Below are 16,141 nucleotides of genomic sequence, written 5' to 3'. Positions count from 1 at the left end.
ACGTTCTCGCAGGAATTCAGGCTGTACACAAAACCCGTAGGAGCCGCCTCGTTGCACTCGACAGCTCCTACGGCTAGTTGAGATCTGATGCAGTCTAGAGGTTTCGAGCCGCATTCTTCAGACAAATAAAAAACGGGAAGCCCAAAGGCTTCCCGTTTTTCGTCAACAGGCCGAATCAGATCACCTGAACGATGGCATCCGTTACCGCCTTGATGTTGCTCTGGTTCAGCGCCGCAACGCAGATGCGGCCCGTGTCCAGCGCGTAGATGCCGAACTCGTTGCGCAAGCGGTGAACCTGTTCGGTGGTCAGGCCGGAGTAGGAGAACATGCCACGCTGGCGACCGACGAAGCTGAAGTCACGCTGCGGCGCTTTTTCCGCCAACAGGTCGACCATCTGGGTGCGCATGGCGCGAATGCGCAGGCGCATCTCAGCCAGCTCCTCTTCCCACTGCGCGCGCAGCTCAGGGCTGTTCAGTACAGCAGCGACGATGCTTGCACCGTGGGTCGGCGGGTTGGAGTAGTTGGTGCGGATCACGCGCTTGACCTGCGACAGCACTCGCGCGCTTTCTTCTTTCGACTCGCTGACGATCGACAGGGCGCCAACGCGCTCGCCGTACAGCGAGAACGACTTGGAGAACGAGCTGGAGACGAAGAAGGTCAGGCCCGATTCAGCGAACAGGCGCACGGCCGCCGCGTCTTCGTCGATGCCGTCGCCAAAGCCCTGGTAGGCCATGTCGAGGAACGGCACGTGGCCTTTGGCTTTGACCACGTCGAGCACGTTTTTCCAGTCCGCCGGGCTCAGGTCCACGCCGGTCGGGTTGTGGCAGCAGGCGTGCAGTACGACGATCGAGCCAGACGGCAGGGCGTTGAGGTCTTCCAGCAGGCCGCTGCGGTTAACGTCGTGGGTCGCGGCGTCGTAGTAGCGATAGTTCTGTACCGGGAAACCGGCGGTTTCGAACAGCGCGCGGTGGTTTTCCCAGCTTGGGTCACTGATCGCTACGACGGCGTCGGGCAGCAGCTGCTTGAGGAAGTCAGCACCGATTTTCAGTGCACCAGTGCCGCCGACGGCCTGGGTGGTCAGAACACGGCCAGCGGCGATCAGGGGCGAATCGTTGCCAAACAGGAGTTTTTGCACGGCCTGGTCGTAGGCAGCGATGCCGTCGATTGGCAGGTAGCCGCGGGACGCGTGTTGAGCGACGCGAATCGTCTCGGCTTCGACAACGGCGCGCAGGAGTGGAATTCGCCCCTCCTCGTTGCAGTAAACACCGACCCCCAGGTTGACCTTGGTGGTGCGTGTATCGGCGTTGAATGCTTCGTTGAGGCCCAGGATTGGATCGCGTGGTGCCATTTCGACAGCGGAGAACAGGCTCATTTTTGCGGCGGCTCTGAATGGGGAGTGGAGGGACGTGTCGCGCTCCAGCCGAATGCACTAGAGCGGTGCACAAACGGGGAGCTAGTATAGAGGCCATCAACGAGTGAAGGCGACAGACGATTCGGCTTTTCGCGTAAGTTTTTTGCATTATTTTTCGACCGTTAGTCGCACTGCGTCGTCAAAGACCCAGAGTGATGTAGGACGTTTACCTTGAAAGCGCAGGCAATCGGCTCCACATTGAGCACAATCCAGTTTTTTTCCTCGGGCGGCGTCAGTCGTTTGCGGCTTTTCTCGTTCCAGCAGGTTTAACCTGCAGGCGCGATTCCCTGCTTCGAGAACCCAGAGGTATGCATGTCTGAATTCCAGCTAGTCACCCGCTTCGAGCCCGCCGGCGATCAGCCGGAAGCCATCCGCCTGATGGTCGAAGGCATCGAGGCCGGGCTGGCGCACCAGACGTTGCTCGGTGTGACCGGCTCGGGCAAGACCTTCAGCATCGCCAACGTCATTGCCCAGGTTCAGCGCCCAACCCTGGTGCTGGCGCCGAACAAAACCCTGGCCGCGCAGTTGTATGGCGAATTCAAGGCGTTTTTCCCCAACAACGCCGTCGAGTATTTCGTTTCCTACTACGACTACTACCAGCCCGAAGCCTATGTGCCGTCCTCGGATACCTTTATCGAGAAGGACGCCTCGATCAACGACCACATCGAGCAGATGCGACTGTCGGCGACCAAGGCCCTGCTGGAGCGCAAGGACGCGATCATCGTGACTACGGTGTCGTGCATCTACGGCCTGGGCAGCCCGGAAACCTATCTGAAGATGGTGTTGCACGTGGATCGCGGCGACAAGCTGGATCAGCGCGCCTTGCTGCGCCGCCTGGCGGACCTGCAATACACCCGCAACGACATGGATTTCGCCCGGGCGACATTCCGGGTTCGCGGCGACGTGATCGATATCCATCCCGCGGAATCGGACTTTGAAGCGATCCGCATCGAGCTGTTCGATGACGAGGTCGAGCGGATTTCCGCGTTCGATCCGCTGACTGGCGAGGTGACGCGCCAGTTGCCGCGATTCACCTTCTATCCGAAGAGCCACTACGTGACCCCGAGAGAAACCCTGCTCGGCGCCATCGAGGGGATCAAGGTCGAACTGCAGGAGCGCCTGGACTACCTGCGCTCCAACAACAAGCTGGTGGAAGCCCAGCGCCTGGAGCAGCGCACGCGTTTCGACCTGGAGATGATTCTCGAGCTGGGCTACTGCAACGGTATCGAAAACTACTCGCGCTACCTGTCCGGGCGCGCTTCCGGCGAGGCGCCGCCGACTTTGTTCGATTACCTGCCGGCCGATGCGTTGCTGGTGATCGACGAATCCCATGTCAGCGTGCCCCAGGTGGGGGCCATGTATAAGGGCGACCGTTCGCGCAAGGAAACCTTGGTGGAGTACGGCTTCCGCCTGCCGTCGGCCCTGGATAACCGGCCGATGCGCTTCGACGAATTCGAACACATCAGCCCGCAAACCATTTTCGTCTCCGCGACGCCTGGCAACTATGAGGCCGAACATGCGGGGCGGGTGGTCGAGCAACTTGTGCGGCCGACCGGCCTGGTGGACCCGCAGATCGAAATCCGCCCGGCGCTGACCCAGGTCGACGATTTGCTGTCGGAAATCTCCAAGCGTGTCGCGCTGGAAGAGCGGGTGCTGGTCACCACTTTGACCAAGCGCATGTCTGAGGATTTGACCGACTACCTGGCCGATCATGGTGTAAGGGTTCGTTACCTGCACTCGGACATCGACACGGTGGAACGCGTGGAAATCATCCGCGACCTGCGGCTGGGGACGTTTGACGTGTTGGTGGGGATCAACTTGCTGCGAGAAGGCCTGGACATGCCGGAGGTCTCCCTGGTGGCGATTCTTGACGCGGACAAGGAAGGCTTCCTGCGTTCCGAGCGGTCGCTGATCCAGACCATCGGCCGGGCGGCGCGTAACCTCAATGGCCGGGCGATCCTGTATGCGGACCGCATCACCGGGTCCATGGAGCGGGCGATCGGCGAGACCGAGCGTCGCCGGGACAAGCAGATTGCCTTCAACCTGGCCAACGGCATCACGCCCAAAGGGGTGTTCAAGGACGTTGCCGACATCATGGAAGGTGCCACTGTGCCGGGTTCGCGCAGCAAGAAGCGCAAGGGCATGGCCAAGGCTGCCGAGGAAAGCGCCAAGTACGAAGCCGAACTGCGCTCACCGGGCGAAGTGGCCAAGCGGATCAAGGCGCTGGAGGAGAAAATGTACGCCTTGGCGCGGGACCTCGAGTTCGAGGCTGCGGCGCAGATGCGCGACGAGATTGGCAAGCTGCGCGAGCGCCTGATCACTGTTTGATGTGTGCGGTGCCTGACTGGCCTCATCGCGGGCAAGCCCGCTCCCACAGGTTTTGTGTCGATCCACAAATCCTGCGAACGGCTCTAAATCTTGTGGGAGCGGGCTTGCCCGCGATGAGGTCAGTCGCCGCACTACAAAATCAGTGCGCTTCCCCAGCCTTGATCCCCGCCGGCAATGCCTTGGTCAGCAACACCGCAATCATGCTGATCCCCAGCGCAATCCCGACAAAGTGAAACGCATCGTTGTACGCCATGATCGAGGCCTGCTGGTGCGCGATTTCGCTCAGTTTGCCCAAGGCCGCCGTCTCGCTGCCAAACCTATCCGTCATCGACGCCATGCGCTCCGCCACCTGCGGGTTGGTCGGTACGATCGCCTCGCGCAAATAATCGAAGTAGGTCTTGGTTCGCGCATCCAGCAATGTGGCGAGGAGGGCGATGCCAATCGCGCCGCCCAGGTTGCGCAGGATGTTGAACAGGCTCGACGCCGACCCCGCATCCTGGGGCAGGATATAGGCGGTGGCGATCAGTGAAATGGTGACCATGATCAGCGGCTGGCCCAGGGCGCGAATGATCTGGATCTGATTGAACTGCGGCCCGGCAAAATCCGGATTCAACACCCCCGACGAGAAGCTCGCCAGGCCGAACAACCCAAAACCCAGCGTGCACAGCCATTTGGGTGAGATGTACTTCATCAGTTTTGGCACCAGCGGAATCAGAAACAGCTGGGGCACACCCATCCACATGATCACTTCGCCGATCTGCAGGGCGTTGTAGTTCTGGATCTGCGCCAGGTACAACGGCAGCAGGTAAATCGAGCCATACAAGCCCACCCCCATGCCCAGGCTGGAAATGCTCGACAGGCCAAAATTGCGATTGCGCAGGATGCCCAGGTTGATCAGGGGGTTGGGCCTGGATACCTGCACGATCACAAAGGTGATCAGGCTGATCAGCGCGATGCTGCCCAGGGTCACGATCAGGCTCGATTCCAGCCAGTCCTTGCGATGGCCTTCTTCAAGAAAAACCTGCAGGCAACCAAGGCCGACGCCCAGGGTGAGAATGCCCATGTAGTCGGTGCTTTTGAGCAGTTCCCAGTGCGCCTCTTTTTTCTCCAGACCGTACATCAGCCCGGCAATCATGATCAGGCCGGGGGGGATGTTGATGTAGAAGATGTATTCCCAGCCCCAGTTTTCCGTCAGCCAGCCGCCCAGTGTCGGGCCAATGGAGGGCGCGAAGGTGGCGGTCATGGCAAACATGGCCATGCCCTTGGCGCGATGGTGTTCGGGGAGTTTGATCAGGGTCAGGGTGAACGCCAGCGGAATCAGTGCGCCGCCGGTGAAGCCCTGCAAGGCGCGGAACACGATCATGCTTTCCAGGCTCCAGGCCATGGAGCACAGCAGCGAAGCCACCAGGAAGCCCAGCGAGACCCAGACCGCCAGGCGACGTGCTGACAGCAACTGCACCAACCACGCCGTCAGCGGGATCATGATGATTTCCGCGACCAGGTAGGAAGTGGAAATCCACGAGCCTTCCTCCAGGGTCGCCGAGAGCGCGCCCTGGATGTCTTTGAGTGAAGAGTTGGTGATCTGGATATCGAGCACGGCCATGAAGGCGCCGAGCATCACGCTCATGACCGCAATCCAGTCCCGCCGCGTCGGCTCGCCGACCGGGCGGATCAGTGGGTCACCGGCCATCGTCAGGGGCGTCTTTGATGTTCACTTTGGCGGTGACCGACATCCCCGGACGAATCTTGCCGTGCAGCGGGTTATCCGCGGCGAAGGTCAGTTTGACCGGGATCCGTTGTACGACTTTGGTGAAGTTGCCGGTGGCATTGTCCGGTGGCAGAAGGCTGAATTGCGCCCCGGAAGCGGCAAACAGACTGTCGACCCGCGCTTCAATCGGCGTATCGCTGTAGGCGTCGAAGGTCAGCTCGGCTTTCTGCCCTGGCTGCATGTGGCCGATCTGGGTTTCCTTGAAGTTGGCCTGGATCCAGATGTCCTGGTCCGGCACGATCGACAGCAGGTACGCGCCGGCCTGCACGTATTGGCCGTTGCGCGCGGCGCGCTGGCCGATCAGGCCGCTGATGGGCGCGTGGATCTCGCTGCGGGTCAGGTTCAGCTCGGCCTGAGCCAGATCGGTCCGGGCATTGGCGATCATCGCATCCAGGCGCTTGATTTCGGCGGTCAGGGAGTTCACCTGCTGGCGCTGGCTCTGGGCATCCGCCTGGGCTTTGGTCACTTGGGAGCGGGCAATATGGTTGTCGGCGGAGAGGGTGGTCACCCGTTCTTCTGATACGTAGCCGGGTTTGCGCAAGGTTTCGGCGCGGGACAAATCGATTTGCGAACGACTGAGGCTGGCCTGGCTGGAGGCCACCTGCGCCTCGCTGGCCGCAATCAGGCTGGCCTGTTGCGTGAGTTTGCTCTGGGCTTGCAGGCGCTCGGCCTGGCGGGTCTCGAGGGCGGCGTTGGCGCGGTCGACGGCCAGGTGGAAATCATCACCTTCGAGTTTGACCAGCAACTGGCCTTTTTCAACGTGCTGGTTGTCCTGCACCAAAACCTGATCGATGCGAGCGCCGAGCTGGCTCGACACGCGGGTGATCTCGCCCTGCACATAGGCGTTGTCGGTGCTTTCGTAAAAGCGCCCTTTGAAAAACCAGTGAGCAAAGAATCCCCCGGCGATGAGCAGGACGAGCAACAGGAAAATAAACAGGCGACGCTTGAGTTGGGCAGGCATGGGCAGACTGTAGTCGAGAAATTGTAAGGAAAGGTATCAGCAGCCCAATCTGGCATACAGCCGATAAACGGTAAATGCCGACCGTTGATATTCGGCCATTCACCGGCTGCGAAGCGCGTTGCAGACGCAAACTTGGCTTAAATGCCCTGCTCACTGGAGCCGGGCCGGTGTCGCCTGTTACCATTCGCCCTTTGTTTTATCTTCATTTCGAGACTTGCCATGACCACCGTCCGCACTCGCATCGCGCCATCGCCTACCGGGGATCCCCACGTAGGTACCGCTTACATCGCATTGTTTAACTACTGCTTTGCCAAGCAGCACGGCGGTGAGTTCATCCTGCGGATCGAAGACACCGACCAATTGCGTTCCACCCGCGAGTCCGAACAGCAGATTTTCGACGCCCTGCGCTGGTTGGGTATCGACTGGAGCGAAGGCCCGGACGTGGGCGGCCCGCACGGTCCCTATCGCCAGAGCGAACGTGGCGAGATCTACCAGAAGTACTGCCAGCAGTTGGTGGAAATGGGCCACGCCTTCCCGTGCTTCTGCACCGCCGAAGAGCTGGACCAGATGCGCGCCGAACAACAGGCCCGGGGCGAAACCCCGCGCTACGATGGGCGTGCGCTGCTGCTGCCTGCGGAAGAAGTGGCCCGTCGTCTGGCCGCTGGCGAGCCGCACGTTATCCGCATGAAGGTGCCGAGCGAAGGCGTCTGCGTGGTGCCGGACATGCTGCGTGGCGACGTCGAAATCCCGTGGGATCGCATGGACATGCAAGTGCTGATGAAGACCGACGGCCTGCCGACCTACTTCCTGGCCAACGTGGTCGACGATCACCTGATGGGCATCACCCACGTGCTGCGCGGCGAAGAATGGCTGCCATCGGCGCCCAAGCTGATCCTGCTCTACGAGTACTTCGGCTGGGAACAACCGGAGCTGTGCTACATGCCGCTGCTGCGTAACCCGGACAAGAGCAAACTGTCCAAGCGCAAGAACCCGACCTCGGTGACGTTCTACGAGCGCATGGGCTTCATGCCTGAGGCGATGCTCAACTACCTGGGGCGCATGGGCTGGTCGATGCCGGATGAGCGCGAGAAGTTCTCGCTGCAAGAAATGGTCGACAACTTCGACCTCAAGCGCGTCTCCCTGGGCGGGCCGATCTTCGACATCGAGAAGCTCTCCTGGCTCAACGGCCAGTGGCTGCGTGACCTGCCGGTGGACGAGTTCGCCTCGCGCCTGCAGACCTGGGCGTTGAACCCTGAATACATGATGAAAATCGCGCCGCACGTGCAGGGCCGCGTTGAAACCTTTAGCCAGGTCGCTCCGCTGGCCGGGTTCTTCTTCGCCGGCGGGGTCAACCCGGACGCGAAGCTGTTCGAGTCTAAGAAGCTGTCGGGCGATCAGGTGCGTCAGTTGATGCAGTTGATTTTGTGGAAGCTCGAAAGCCTGCGTCAGTGGGAGAAGGACAGCATTACCGCGACGATCCAGGCGGTGGTCGAATCCCTGGAGTTGAAACTGCGTGACGCCATGCCGCTGATGTTCGCCGCGATCACCGGGCAAGCAAGCTCGGTCTCGGTGCTCGACGCCATGGAGATTCTCGGGCCGGACCTGACCCGTTTCCGTCTGCGCCAGGCCATCGATTTGCTCGGTGGCGTGTCGAAGAAGGAAAACAAGGAGTGGGAAAAGCTCCTGGCCAATATCGCCTGATTACGGGCAGCGACTAAAAAGATCGCAGGCTTCGCCAGCTCCTACAGTTGAAATGCAATCCCGTAGGAGCTGCCGAAGGCTCGGGCCGCGATCGGACGATTTTTTGATCTGGCTGTTGCCAGTACCCCCATTTTCCGGGGGGAGAGCGGTAAGTGATTGTTATCCCGGCAAAAAACTTTGAAATATTTTAAAAATAAGTTTGACAGCCTTTCGATCCGCCATTAAGATTCGCCCCGTCCTCAGCGATGAGGGGCTATAGCTCAGCTGGGAGAGCGCTTGCATGGCATGCAAGAGGTCGACGGTTCGATCCCGTCTAGCTCCACCAATTTACACTTCAGGGTCTGGCCACACCGGCCTTGGAGCGATCAACACTCAGCGTTGATCTGTTGTATAGAAGGGTTTACGTCCCCTTCGTCTAGTGGCCTAGGACACCGCCCTTTCACGGCGGTAACAGGGGTTCGAGTCCCCTAGGGGACGCCAGTTTTACAGAAGTGATGTTGCAAGACGTCACTCCGCCGCGAGGCGAAAAATCCGGGGCTTTAGCTCAGCTGGGAGAGCGCCTGCATGGCATGCAGGAGGTCAGCGGTTCGATCCCGCTAAGCTCCACCAATTTTACAGTTCAAGGTCTGGCCACACCGGCCTTGAATCGATCAGTACTCAGCACTGATCAGTTGTATAGAAGGTTTTGCGTCCCCTTCGTCTAGTGGCCTAGGACACCGCCCTTTCACGGCGGTAACAGGGGTTCGAGTCCCCTAGGGGACGCCACGATTACCCGCTCTGCGGGATTTTATAAGGGTCATTCAATTATTGAATGGCCCTTTTGTTTGTCTGGCGTTTGGCCAAATCCCCCTCTCTACCTCAAACTGATCTTCAGACCAGCGGTCACATCCACGACTTGCGGAAAATTATTATGAGAATAATATTCTAGTCGTAATATTCGGAGGCAACGATGAACGATAAAAAAGCTCAAACCCGCGAACGCATTCTCAAGGTCGCCAGTGCAGCGCTGATCCAGCGCGGCCCGGCCGAACCGAGCGTGGGTGAAGTGATGGGCGCAGCCGGCCTGACGGTTGGCGGCTTCTATGCGCACTTCGAAAGCAAGGACGCAATGATGCTGGAAGCGTTCAAGCAGTTGCTGGGTCACCGTCGTGGCCTGATCGCCGACATGGACGCCGAACTGACCGGCGAAGAGCGCCGCGCCCTGGTGGCCGCGTTCTACCTGTCACGCAAACACCGCGATTCGTCTGACTCCGCGTGCCCAATCCCGGCGTCTGTCGGCGAGTTGGGCCGGCTGCCCGATGAGTTTCGGGTGGCCTTGAATGAGCACGTGGAAATGATGGTCGCGCAGTTGGCGGCCAGCCCGGAAGAAACCGACAAGGCCCTGGCCGACATGGCCTTGATGGTGGGTGGCTTGGCACTGGCGCGGGCGCTGGGGCCAGGAGAGTTATCCGATCGACTGTTGCGCGCCGCCAAATCGGCGGTGCTATGACCTGAAGGCCTGGGCCTGGGGAGTGAGAGCGATGAGCGGGTTAAAGTGGGTTCGTGGCGTCAACGGCACTTTGGGCTGGTTTGCCCCTCAACTTGTCGCAAGCAGGATGCGACTGGCGTTCATGACTCCGCGAGAGCTGCCCCCGCGGGATTGGGAGCTGCCCTTGCTGGCCAGGTCGGAGCGCATCACCTTGCGCTTCGGTCTCTCGGCACTGCGCTGGGGAAAAGGGCCGACGGTCTTGCTGATGCATGGCTGGGAAGGGCGCCCAACCCAGTTCGCCAGCATGATTAACGCACTGGTGGACGCCGGCTACACCGTGGTCGCCCTCGACGGTCCCGCCCACGGGCGCTCGCCGGGCAGCGAAGCGAATGTTGTCCTGTTCGCCCGCGCCATGCTTGAAGCCGCCGCCGAGCTGCCGCCGCTGCAAGCCGTGATCGGCCACTCCATGGGCGGCGCCAGTGCGATGCTGGCAGTGCAGTTGGGTCTGCGTACCGAAACCCTGGTGACCATTGCCGCGCCATCGCGAATACTCGGCGTTTTGCGCGGATTTGCCCGGTATGTGGGCCTGCCGCCCAAGGCCCGTTCGGCGTTCATTCGCCAGGTCGAGCAAGACGTCGGCATGCGCGCCGCGACGCTGGATGTCGCGCACTATCAGCTCGATATGCCCGGGCTGATCGTGCATGCCGAAGATGACCGTCTGGTCTCGGTCAAGGAGTCCCAGCTGATCAACGAGGCCTGGTTCGACAGCCGTCTGCTGCGCCTTGAAGAAGGCGGTCATCAGCGGGTGCTGGCCGACCCACGAGTCATTGATGGCGTGCTGTCACTGCTGGCGGGCCGCAGCCTGCAATCGCGCCAATCGGCCTGAGCATCCGTTACACTGCCCAGGTGACTATCTGACTGGAGTGGGGCATGGGCTGGGATCGGGCAACGCCGTTCATCATTGACCTGGAAGTGGGCGCTGAGGACATCGACGGGCTGGGGCACGCGAATAACGCGGTGTATGTCACCTGGCTCGAACGCTGCGCCTGGCGCCACTCCCAGCGCCTGGGCCTGGACCTGGTCGAGTATCGACGCCTGGATCGGGCAATGGCGGTGGTGCGGCACGAAATCGATTACCTGGCGGCCGCCTACGAAGGCGACGGCTTGCAATTGGCGACCTGGATCGTCGACTGGGACCAACGCCTGAAAATGACTCGGCACTTCCAGCTCAAGCGCCCGAGCGACAACACCACGCTGCTGCGTGCGCAGACCACTTTCGTGTGCATCGAACTCTCCACGGGCAAGCCCAAGCGCATGCCAGCGGAGTTCATCGACGGCTATGGCCCGGCGTTGCAAGTCCCCGCCTGACACCCGTCCCGAAGGCTCTGGCCGCGATAGGACGATCTAAGGATCAAAGTCAAAAGATCGCAGCCTTCGGCAGCTCCTACATGGGGAAACCTGTAAACTGCCGCACGTTTTTCGTAGAGTGTGTTTTTCATGCAAATTGCCTTGGCGCCCATGGAGGGGTTGGTCGACAACATCCTGCGGGACGTGCTCACTCGTGTCGGTGGTATCGATTGGTGTGTGACCGAGTTCATCCGCATCAACGACCAGCTGCTCACGCCTGCCTATTTCCACAAGTTCGGCCCTGAATTGCTGACCGGAGCGCGCACGGCCTCTGGCGTGCCGCTGCGCGTGCAATTGCTCGGCTCGGACCCTGTGTGCCTGGCAGAAAATGCCGCGCTCGCTTGCGAATTGGGTTCCGAGGTGATCGACCTGAACTTCGGCTGCCCGGCCAAGACCGTGAACAAGTCCCGCGGTGGCGCGGTATTGCTCAAGGAGCCGGAACTGCTCAACCAGATCGTCGAGCACGTGCGCCGCGCGGTGCCGGCGCACATTCCTGTGACCGCAAAAATGCGCCTGGGCTTCGACAGCCCCGACGGCGCGCTGGTCTGCGCCACCGCGCTGGCCGAAGGTGGCGCGGCGCATATCGTCGTGCATGCGCGCACCAAGACCGATGGCTACAAGCCACCGGCCCACTGGGAGTGGATCCCGCGGGTGCAAGAGGTGGTCAAGGTGCCGGTGTTTGCCAACGGCGATATCTGGGATGTCGAAGACTGGCGTCGTTGCCGCGAAATCAGCGGCGTCGAAGACATCATGCTCGGTCGCGGTCTTGTCTCGCGCCCGGACCTGGCGCGGCAAATCGCGGCGGCGCGGGCGGGTGAGGAGGTGGTCGAAATGACCTGGGCCGAGTTGTTGCCGTTGATCCAGGACTTTTGGCTGCAAGCCAAGGCGCAAATGACAGCGCGCCAATCGCCGGGGCGTTTGAAGCAGTGGCTGGCAATGCTGACCCGCAATTATCCGGAAGCGGTCGAGCTGTTTACGGTGCTGCGCCGCGAGACAGAGCTGGATAATGTCTCGCGTTTACTGGGTCTTCAGGTGTCCGAAGCGGCCTGAAAAAAAATCTTCAGATAATCTCTTGAAATGTAATCAGCGGTCCCTATCTAAGGGGTACGCGATGCCGAATTCGGGTCGCGGAGACATAAACCTTGCTGATTGTTTTCAGGAGATTTGAATCATGAGTACTGCATTTTCCCTGGCCCCACTGTTCCGTTCCTCGGTAGGCTTCGACCGTTTTAACGACCTGTTCGAAACCGCCCTGCGCAATGAGCCAGGCAGCACCTATCCGCCCTACAACGTGGAAAAACACGGTGACGACCAATACCGCATCGTGGTCGCCGCAGCCGGGTTCCAGGAAGAAGACCTGGACCTGCAAGTCGAGAAGGGCGTGCTGACCATCAGTGGCGGCAAACGCGACGCTACCGAAGGCGTGACCTTCCTGCACCAGGGCATCGCCCAACGTGCTTTCAAGCTGTCGTTCCGCCTGGCGGATCACATCGAAATCAAGGCCGCTGACCTGCGTAACGGGTTGCTGAGCATTGATTTGCTGCGGGTGATTCCGGAGGAGGCGAAAGCCAAACGCATCCCGATCAACGGGATGGAAAAGCCGGCTTTGCAGCACTAAGGCCGAGCAATGAAAAGGGCGCCATTGGCGCCCTTTTTTATGCGCGTTCCCCCGTAGGAGCTGCCGCAGGCTGCGATCTTTTGATTTTTTGGCAGGCCAAGATCAAAAGTTCGCAGCCTGCGGCAGCTCCTACACGTTCAGCGGTTATTGAAGGAGCTTTTGGAAGGCTTCCACCGGCAACGGCCGGCTGTGCAGATACCCTTGGTAAAAATAACACCCCAGTCCCTGCAGAAACTCCAGCTGCTCCAGGGTTTCCACCCCTTCGGCGATCACCTTCAACCCCAGGCTGCGGGCCATGGCGACGATGGCACGGATGATTTCGGCGTCGTTGGGGTCGGTGGTGGCGTCGCGGATGAAGGACTGATCGATTTTCAGGGTGTCGACCGGCAGGCGCTTGAGGTAGGTCAGGGACGAGTAGCCGGTGCCAAAATCGTCCATGGCGAAGCTCACGCCGAGTTTCTTCAGGCGGCACATCTTGCTGATGGTGTCTTCCAGGTTCTGAATGACGATGCCTTCGGTGATTTCCAGTTTCAGCAGCGAGCAGGGCAGGCCGTGGCTGCGCAGGCTGTGTTCGACGCGTTCGACGAAGTCGTTCTGGCGAAATTGGCGCGGGCTGATGTTGACGCACAGGCTGAAGTCGAGCGGGTCGATCAGACCTTCGGCCATCAGGTGCTGGAATGCGCGGCAGGCTTCGTCGATGATCCAGCTGCCGACCTCCAGGATCAGTCCGCTGTCCTCCAGCACCTTGATGAACTCGCTGGGTGACTGGGCGCCCAGTGCGGGGTGATTCCAGCGCACCAGTGCCTCGGCGCCGACGATGCGGTTGTCCCGGGCGTCGATCTGGGGCTGGAAGTGCACGCGAAATTCGTTGCGCGACAGCGCCAGGCGCAGGTCGGTTTCCATGCGCAGGCGTTCGCTGGCGGCCTTTTGCATGGTGTTGTGGTACATCTGCGCGGTATTGCGGCCTGAGTCCTTGGCCCGGTACAGGGCGATGTCGGCGCGCTTGAGCAGGTCGGTGGGGGTCGAGCCGTGATCGGGAATCAGTGCGATGCCGATGCTGGGTGTGACTTGCAGGCGTTGTCCGTCGAGGAACATGGGCTCCGACAGCAGTTCGCGCAGGGTGTCAGCCAGGCTGCGCACCTGGGTGCTGACCTCCTCGCGCGAACCTTCCAGGCCGCTGAGCAGCACAACGAACTCGTCACCCCCCAGGCGTGCCACGGTGTCTTCCATGCGCACGCTGGCTTCGAGGCGCGCGGTGATGATTTTCAGTACGGTGTCGCCCACGGGATGCCCGAGGGAATCATTGATGTGCTTGAAGTGGTCGAGGTCGAGAAACAGCAGGGCGCCGCGCAGGTTGTGGCGCTTGAGCAGGGCGATCTGCTGGCTCAGGCGGTCCATCAGCAATGCGCGGTTGGGCAGGTTGGTCAGGGGGTCGTGGTAGGCCAGGTGGCGAATCTGCGCCTCGGCGTTTTTCAGCAGGCTGACGTCCCGGGCGGTCAGCAGCAGGCAGGCGGTTTCGTTGAGGGTGATGGGCTCTACCGACACTTCAACGGTGAGCAACTCGCCGCGCTTGTTGCGCCCGAGCATTTCCTGGTGATGCACCCGGCCGTTGAGCTGCAGTTCGGCCAGCAGTGAGGAGCGCTGTTTCTCCTCGGCCCAGATGCCGACCTGATACACCGTGCGCCCGACGACTTCATCGGCCTGGTAGCCGGTGAGGCGGCAGAAGCCGTCGTTGACCTCCAGGTAACGTCCGGTGTCGCGCTCGGTGATGGTGATGGCGTCCGGGCTGGAGTGGAACGCCTTGGCAAATTTCTCTTCGCTGGCCTTGAGTGCCGCTTCAGACCGCTGCTGCTGGGTGATGTCGCGCAGGGTGGTGACCACGCAGGGATGGTCGCTGACACTGATCTGGCGGCTGGAGATCACACAGGTGAGCGAATGCCCATCTTTGTGCTGGACCTGGATGGCCACGTTACTCAGGCCCTGTTCGCGGATCACCTGTTCAATGCGGTGCAGGCTTTTCGCCGAGGCGTCCCACAGGCCGATTTCGTCGGCGCTGTGCCCGATCACATCGGTGGCGCTCCAGCCAAATGCCTGGGTGAAGCTGGAGTTGATCTCGATGAACTGGCCGCTGTCCTGGCGAGTGACGCAAATTGGATCGGGGCTGACCTGGAACAGGCTGGCAAATTTCTCTTCCGACGCTACCAGCTGTTGCTCACGCTCCACCTGATCAGTGATGTCGAGCAGGGTGCCGGCCATGCGCAGCGGGGCACCGTTTTCGTCGCGGTACAGCCGCGCGCGGCTTTCCAGGTAGCGCGAGCTGCCGTCGGCCAGTTGCACCCGGTAGGTCAGCTGATAATTGCCGGCCGGGCCCTCGCGCAAGCTGCGGTAGGCGTCGCGCATGCTGCCGCGCTCTTCATCGGGTACGCCTTCGAAAAACTCGTCGAAGGACTCGTGGAAAGGGATTGCCTCCAACCCGTGCAACTGCGCAGCGCGTGCCGAGCCATAGAGCATGCCGCTGGGGATGTGCCAATCCCAGGTACCCAGTTGCGCCGAATCCAGCGCCAGGTCCAGGCGCTCCTGGCTGTCTTTGAGGGCGAGCTCGGCGGCTTTGCGTTCGGTGGTGTCGAGGAAGGTGCTGAGCAGATAGGGTTGGCCTTCGAGTTCGACCTTCTGCGCGCTGAGAATGCCGTCGTGGATCTGCCCGTTGCTGGCGCGAAACTGCACCTCCATGCTGATGAGTTCACCTTTGGCCTTGGTCGCCTTGACCAGTCGCTCGCGCTGCTCGGGATGCACCCAGAGGCCCAGCTCCAGGGTGGTTCGGCCGATGGCGTTCTGTACCGGCCAGCCGAACAGGCTTTCAAAATACTGGTTGGCCTCGGTGATCAGGCCGTCTTCCTGGCGGGTCAGCAGCACCATGTTCGGGCACAGGTGAAACAGCGTCGCGAAACGTTTCTCCGAGCTGCTCAGGGCCTGTTCGCGCTGGCGCTGGTGGGTGATTTCGCGGATCACGCCGATCATTCGCGGGCGGCCGTCCTTGTCTGGCAGCAGGCTGCCATTGATCTCCAGCCAGTGCAGGCTGCCATCGGGCCAGCGAATGCGGTGGTGCATCGCCTGCTCCAGCGGCGCGCCGGCGATCACTGCATGGAAGGCGCGCACGGTTTTTGCCCGGTCTTCCGGCGGCAGCAGGTCGAGGTATTCCAGGTCGGCGGGCAGCGGCGTATGGGGGTCGAAGCCAAACAGCGCCTGGGTACCCCGAGACCAACTGATCTGCCCACGCTCGATGTCCCAATACCAGGCGCCCAGGCGGGCACCGTTGAGGGCCGCGAGCAACTGTGGCGCGCTTTCCCAACTTTGCTCGGACCGTTTGGGGTCCAGCGCCTGGATACGCGGCATCGGCGGAATACGGTCAACAGATTTCGGCATTGGCAAGCCTTAGACTGAATAGGGCGTTAGGCGCTGGGTCTCGCGGCACTATAGGA

The 16,141-nt window shown here is 61.1% G+C and carries 11 protein-coding genes and 4 tRNA genes; 11 read left to right on the top strand and 4 right to left on the bottom strand.

Translation table 11 applies throughout. The features are described 5' to 3' along the window. Positions 1-175: 175 nt before the first annotated feature. A complete protein-coding gene (locus tag IMW75_RS16835; protein ID WP_205893230.1) occupies positions 176-1,372 on the bottom strand; it encodes an amino acid aminotransferase in 1,197 nt (398 codons plus the stop codon). 351 nt (positions 1,373-1,723) lie between these two features. On the opposite strand from IMW75_RS16835, the gene uvrB reads away from it, so the two are divergent. Beyond that, positions 1,724-3,739, top strand: coding sequence for an excinuclease ABC subunit UvrB (gene uvrB / locus IMW75_RS16830; protein WP_045057783.1), 2,016 nt, complete (start codon positions 1,724-1,726; stop codon positions 3,737-3,739). Between the two features lie 139 nt (positions 3,740-3,878). Here the strand turns inward: uvrB and IMW75_RS16825 are convergent, their stop codons facing one another. Further along, positions 3,879-5,429 (bottom strand): MDR family MFS transporter, encoded by a 1,551-nt coding sequence (locus IMW75_RS16825; RefSeq protein ID WP_205893228.1) that lies wholly within the window; start codon positions 5,427-5,429, stop codon positions 3,879-3,881. Then, positions 5,419-6,468, bottom strand: a complete 1,050-nt coding sequence (locus IMW75_RS16820) for an HlyD family secretion protein (RefSeq protein WP_205893226.1) — start codon at positions 6,466-6,468, stop codon at positions 5,419-5,421. Before IMW75_RS16820 ends, IMW75_RS16825 begins: the two co-directional genes overlap by 11 nt. Before the next feature lie 219 nt (positions 6,469-6,687). Between IMW75_RS16820 and gltX the strand changes: the two genes are divergently transcribed. The 10 genes from gltX to IMW75_RS16770 all read left to right on the top strand — a co-directional run bounded on the left by gltX (position 6,688) and on the right by IMW75_RS16770 (position 12,662). Then, positions 6,688-8,169 (top strand): glutamate--tRNA ligase, encoded by a 1,482-nt coding sequence (gene gltX, locus IMW75_RS16815; RefSeq protein WP_205893224.1) that lies wholly within the window; start codon positions 6,688-6,690, stop codon positions 8,167-8,169. Between the two features lie 249 nt (positions 8,170-8,418). Next, positions 8,419-8,494: transfer RNA gene (locus IMW75_RS16810), tRNA-Ala, on the top strand. A 79-nt stretch (positions 8,495-8,573) separates the two neighbouring features. Next, positions 8,574-8,649: transfer RNA gene (locus tag IMW75_RS16805), tRNA-Glu, on the top strand. Positions 8,650-8,702: 53 nt separating this feature from the next. Further along, positions 8,703-8,778, top strand: a tRNA-Ala gene (locus tag IMW75_RS16800). An 80-nt stretch (positions 8,779-8,858) separates the two neighbouring features. Continuing rightward, positions 8,859-8,934: transfer RNA gene (locus IMW75_RS16795), tRNA-Glu, on the top strand. Positions 8,935-9,118: 184 nt separating this feature from the next. Continuing rightward, positions 9,119-9,658 (top strand): TetR/AcrR family transcriptional regulator, encoded by a 540-nt coding sequence (locus IMW75_RS16790; protein WP_205893222.1) that lies wholly within the window; start codon positions 9,119-9,121, stop codon positions 9,656-9,658. 31 nt (positions 9,659-9,689) lie between these two features. Further along, positions 9,690-10,523 (top strand): alpha/beta fold hydrolase, encoded by an 834-nt coding sequence (locus IMW75_RS16785; protein WP_045057958.1) that lies wholly within the window; start codon positions 9,690-9,692, stop codon positions 10,521-10,523. A gap of 44 nt (positions 10,524-10,567) precedes the next feature. Continuing rightward, the gene (locus IMW75_RS16780) at positions 10,568-11,005 is read left to right on the top strand and encodes an acyl-CoA thioesterase (protein ID WP_205893220.1); all 438 of its coding nucleotides are present in this window, start codon (positions 10,568-10,570) and stop codon (positions 11,003-11,005) included. Positions 11,006-11,134: 129 nt separating this feature from the next. Then, positions 11,135-12,094 (top strand): tRNA dihydrouridine synthase, encoded by a 960-nt coding sequence (locus tag IMW75_RS16775; protein WP_205893215.1) that lies wholly within the window; start codon positions 11,135-11,137, stop codon positions 12,092-12,094. A 121-nt stretch (positions 12,095-12,215) separates the two neighbouring features. Continuing rightward, on the top strand, positions 12,216-12,662 hold the full coding sequence (locus tag IMW75_RS16770) for an Hsp20 family protein (RefSeq protein WP_045057955.1): 447 nt from the start codon (positions 12,216-12,218) through the stop codon (positions 12,660-12,662). A gap of 144 nt (positions 12,663-12,806) precedes the next feature. Here IMW75_RS16770 and IMW75_RS16765 read toward each other — a convergent pair whose 3' ends face one another. Then, positions 12,807-16,085: an EAL domain-containing protein gene (locus IMW75_RS16765; RefSeq protein ID WP_205893212.1), complete on the bottom strand. Its 3,279-nt coding sequence runs from the start codon at positions 16,083-16,085 to the stop codon at positions 12,807-12,809. Between the last annotated feature and the right edge of the window lie 56 nt (positions 16,086-16,141).

The sequence above is a fragment of the Pseudomonas gregormendelii genome (assembly GCF_017114825.1).
Classification (GTDB): Bacteria; Pseudomonadota; Gammaproteobacteria; order Pseudomonadales; family Pseudomonadaceae; genus Aquipseudomonas; species Aquipseudomonas gregormendelii.
Note: the sequence above shows the minus strand (reverse complement) of the source record. Positions and strands in the feature narration are given on the sequence as shown.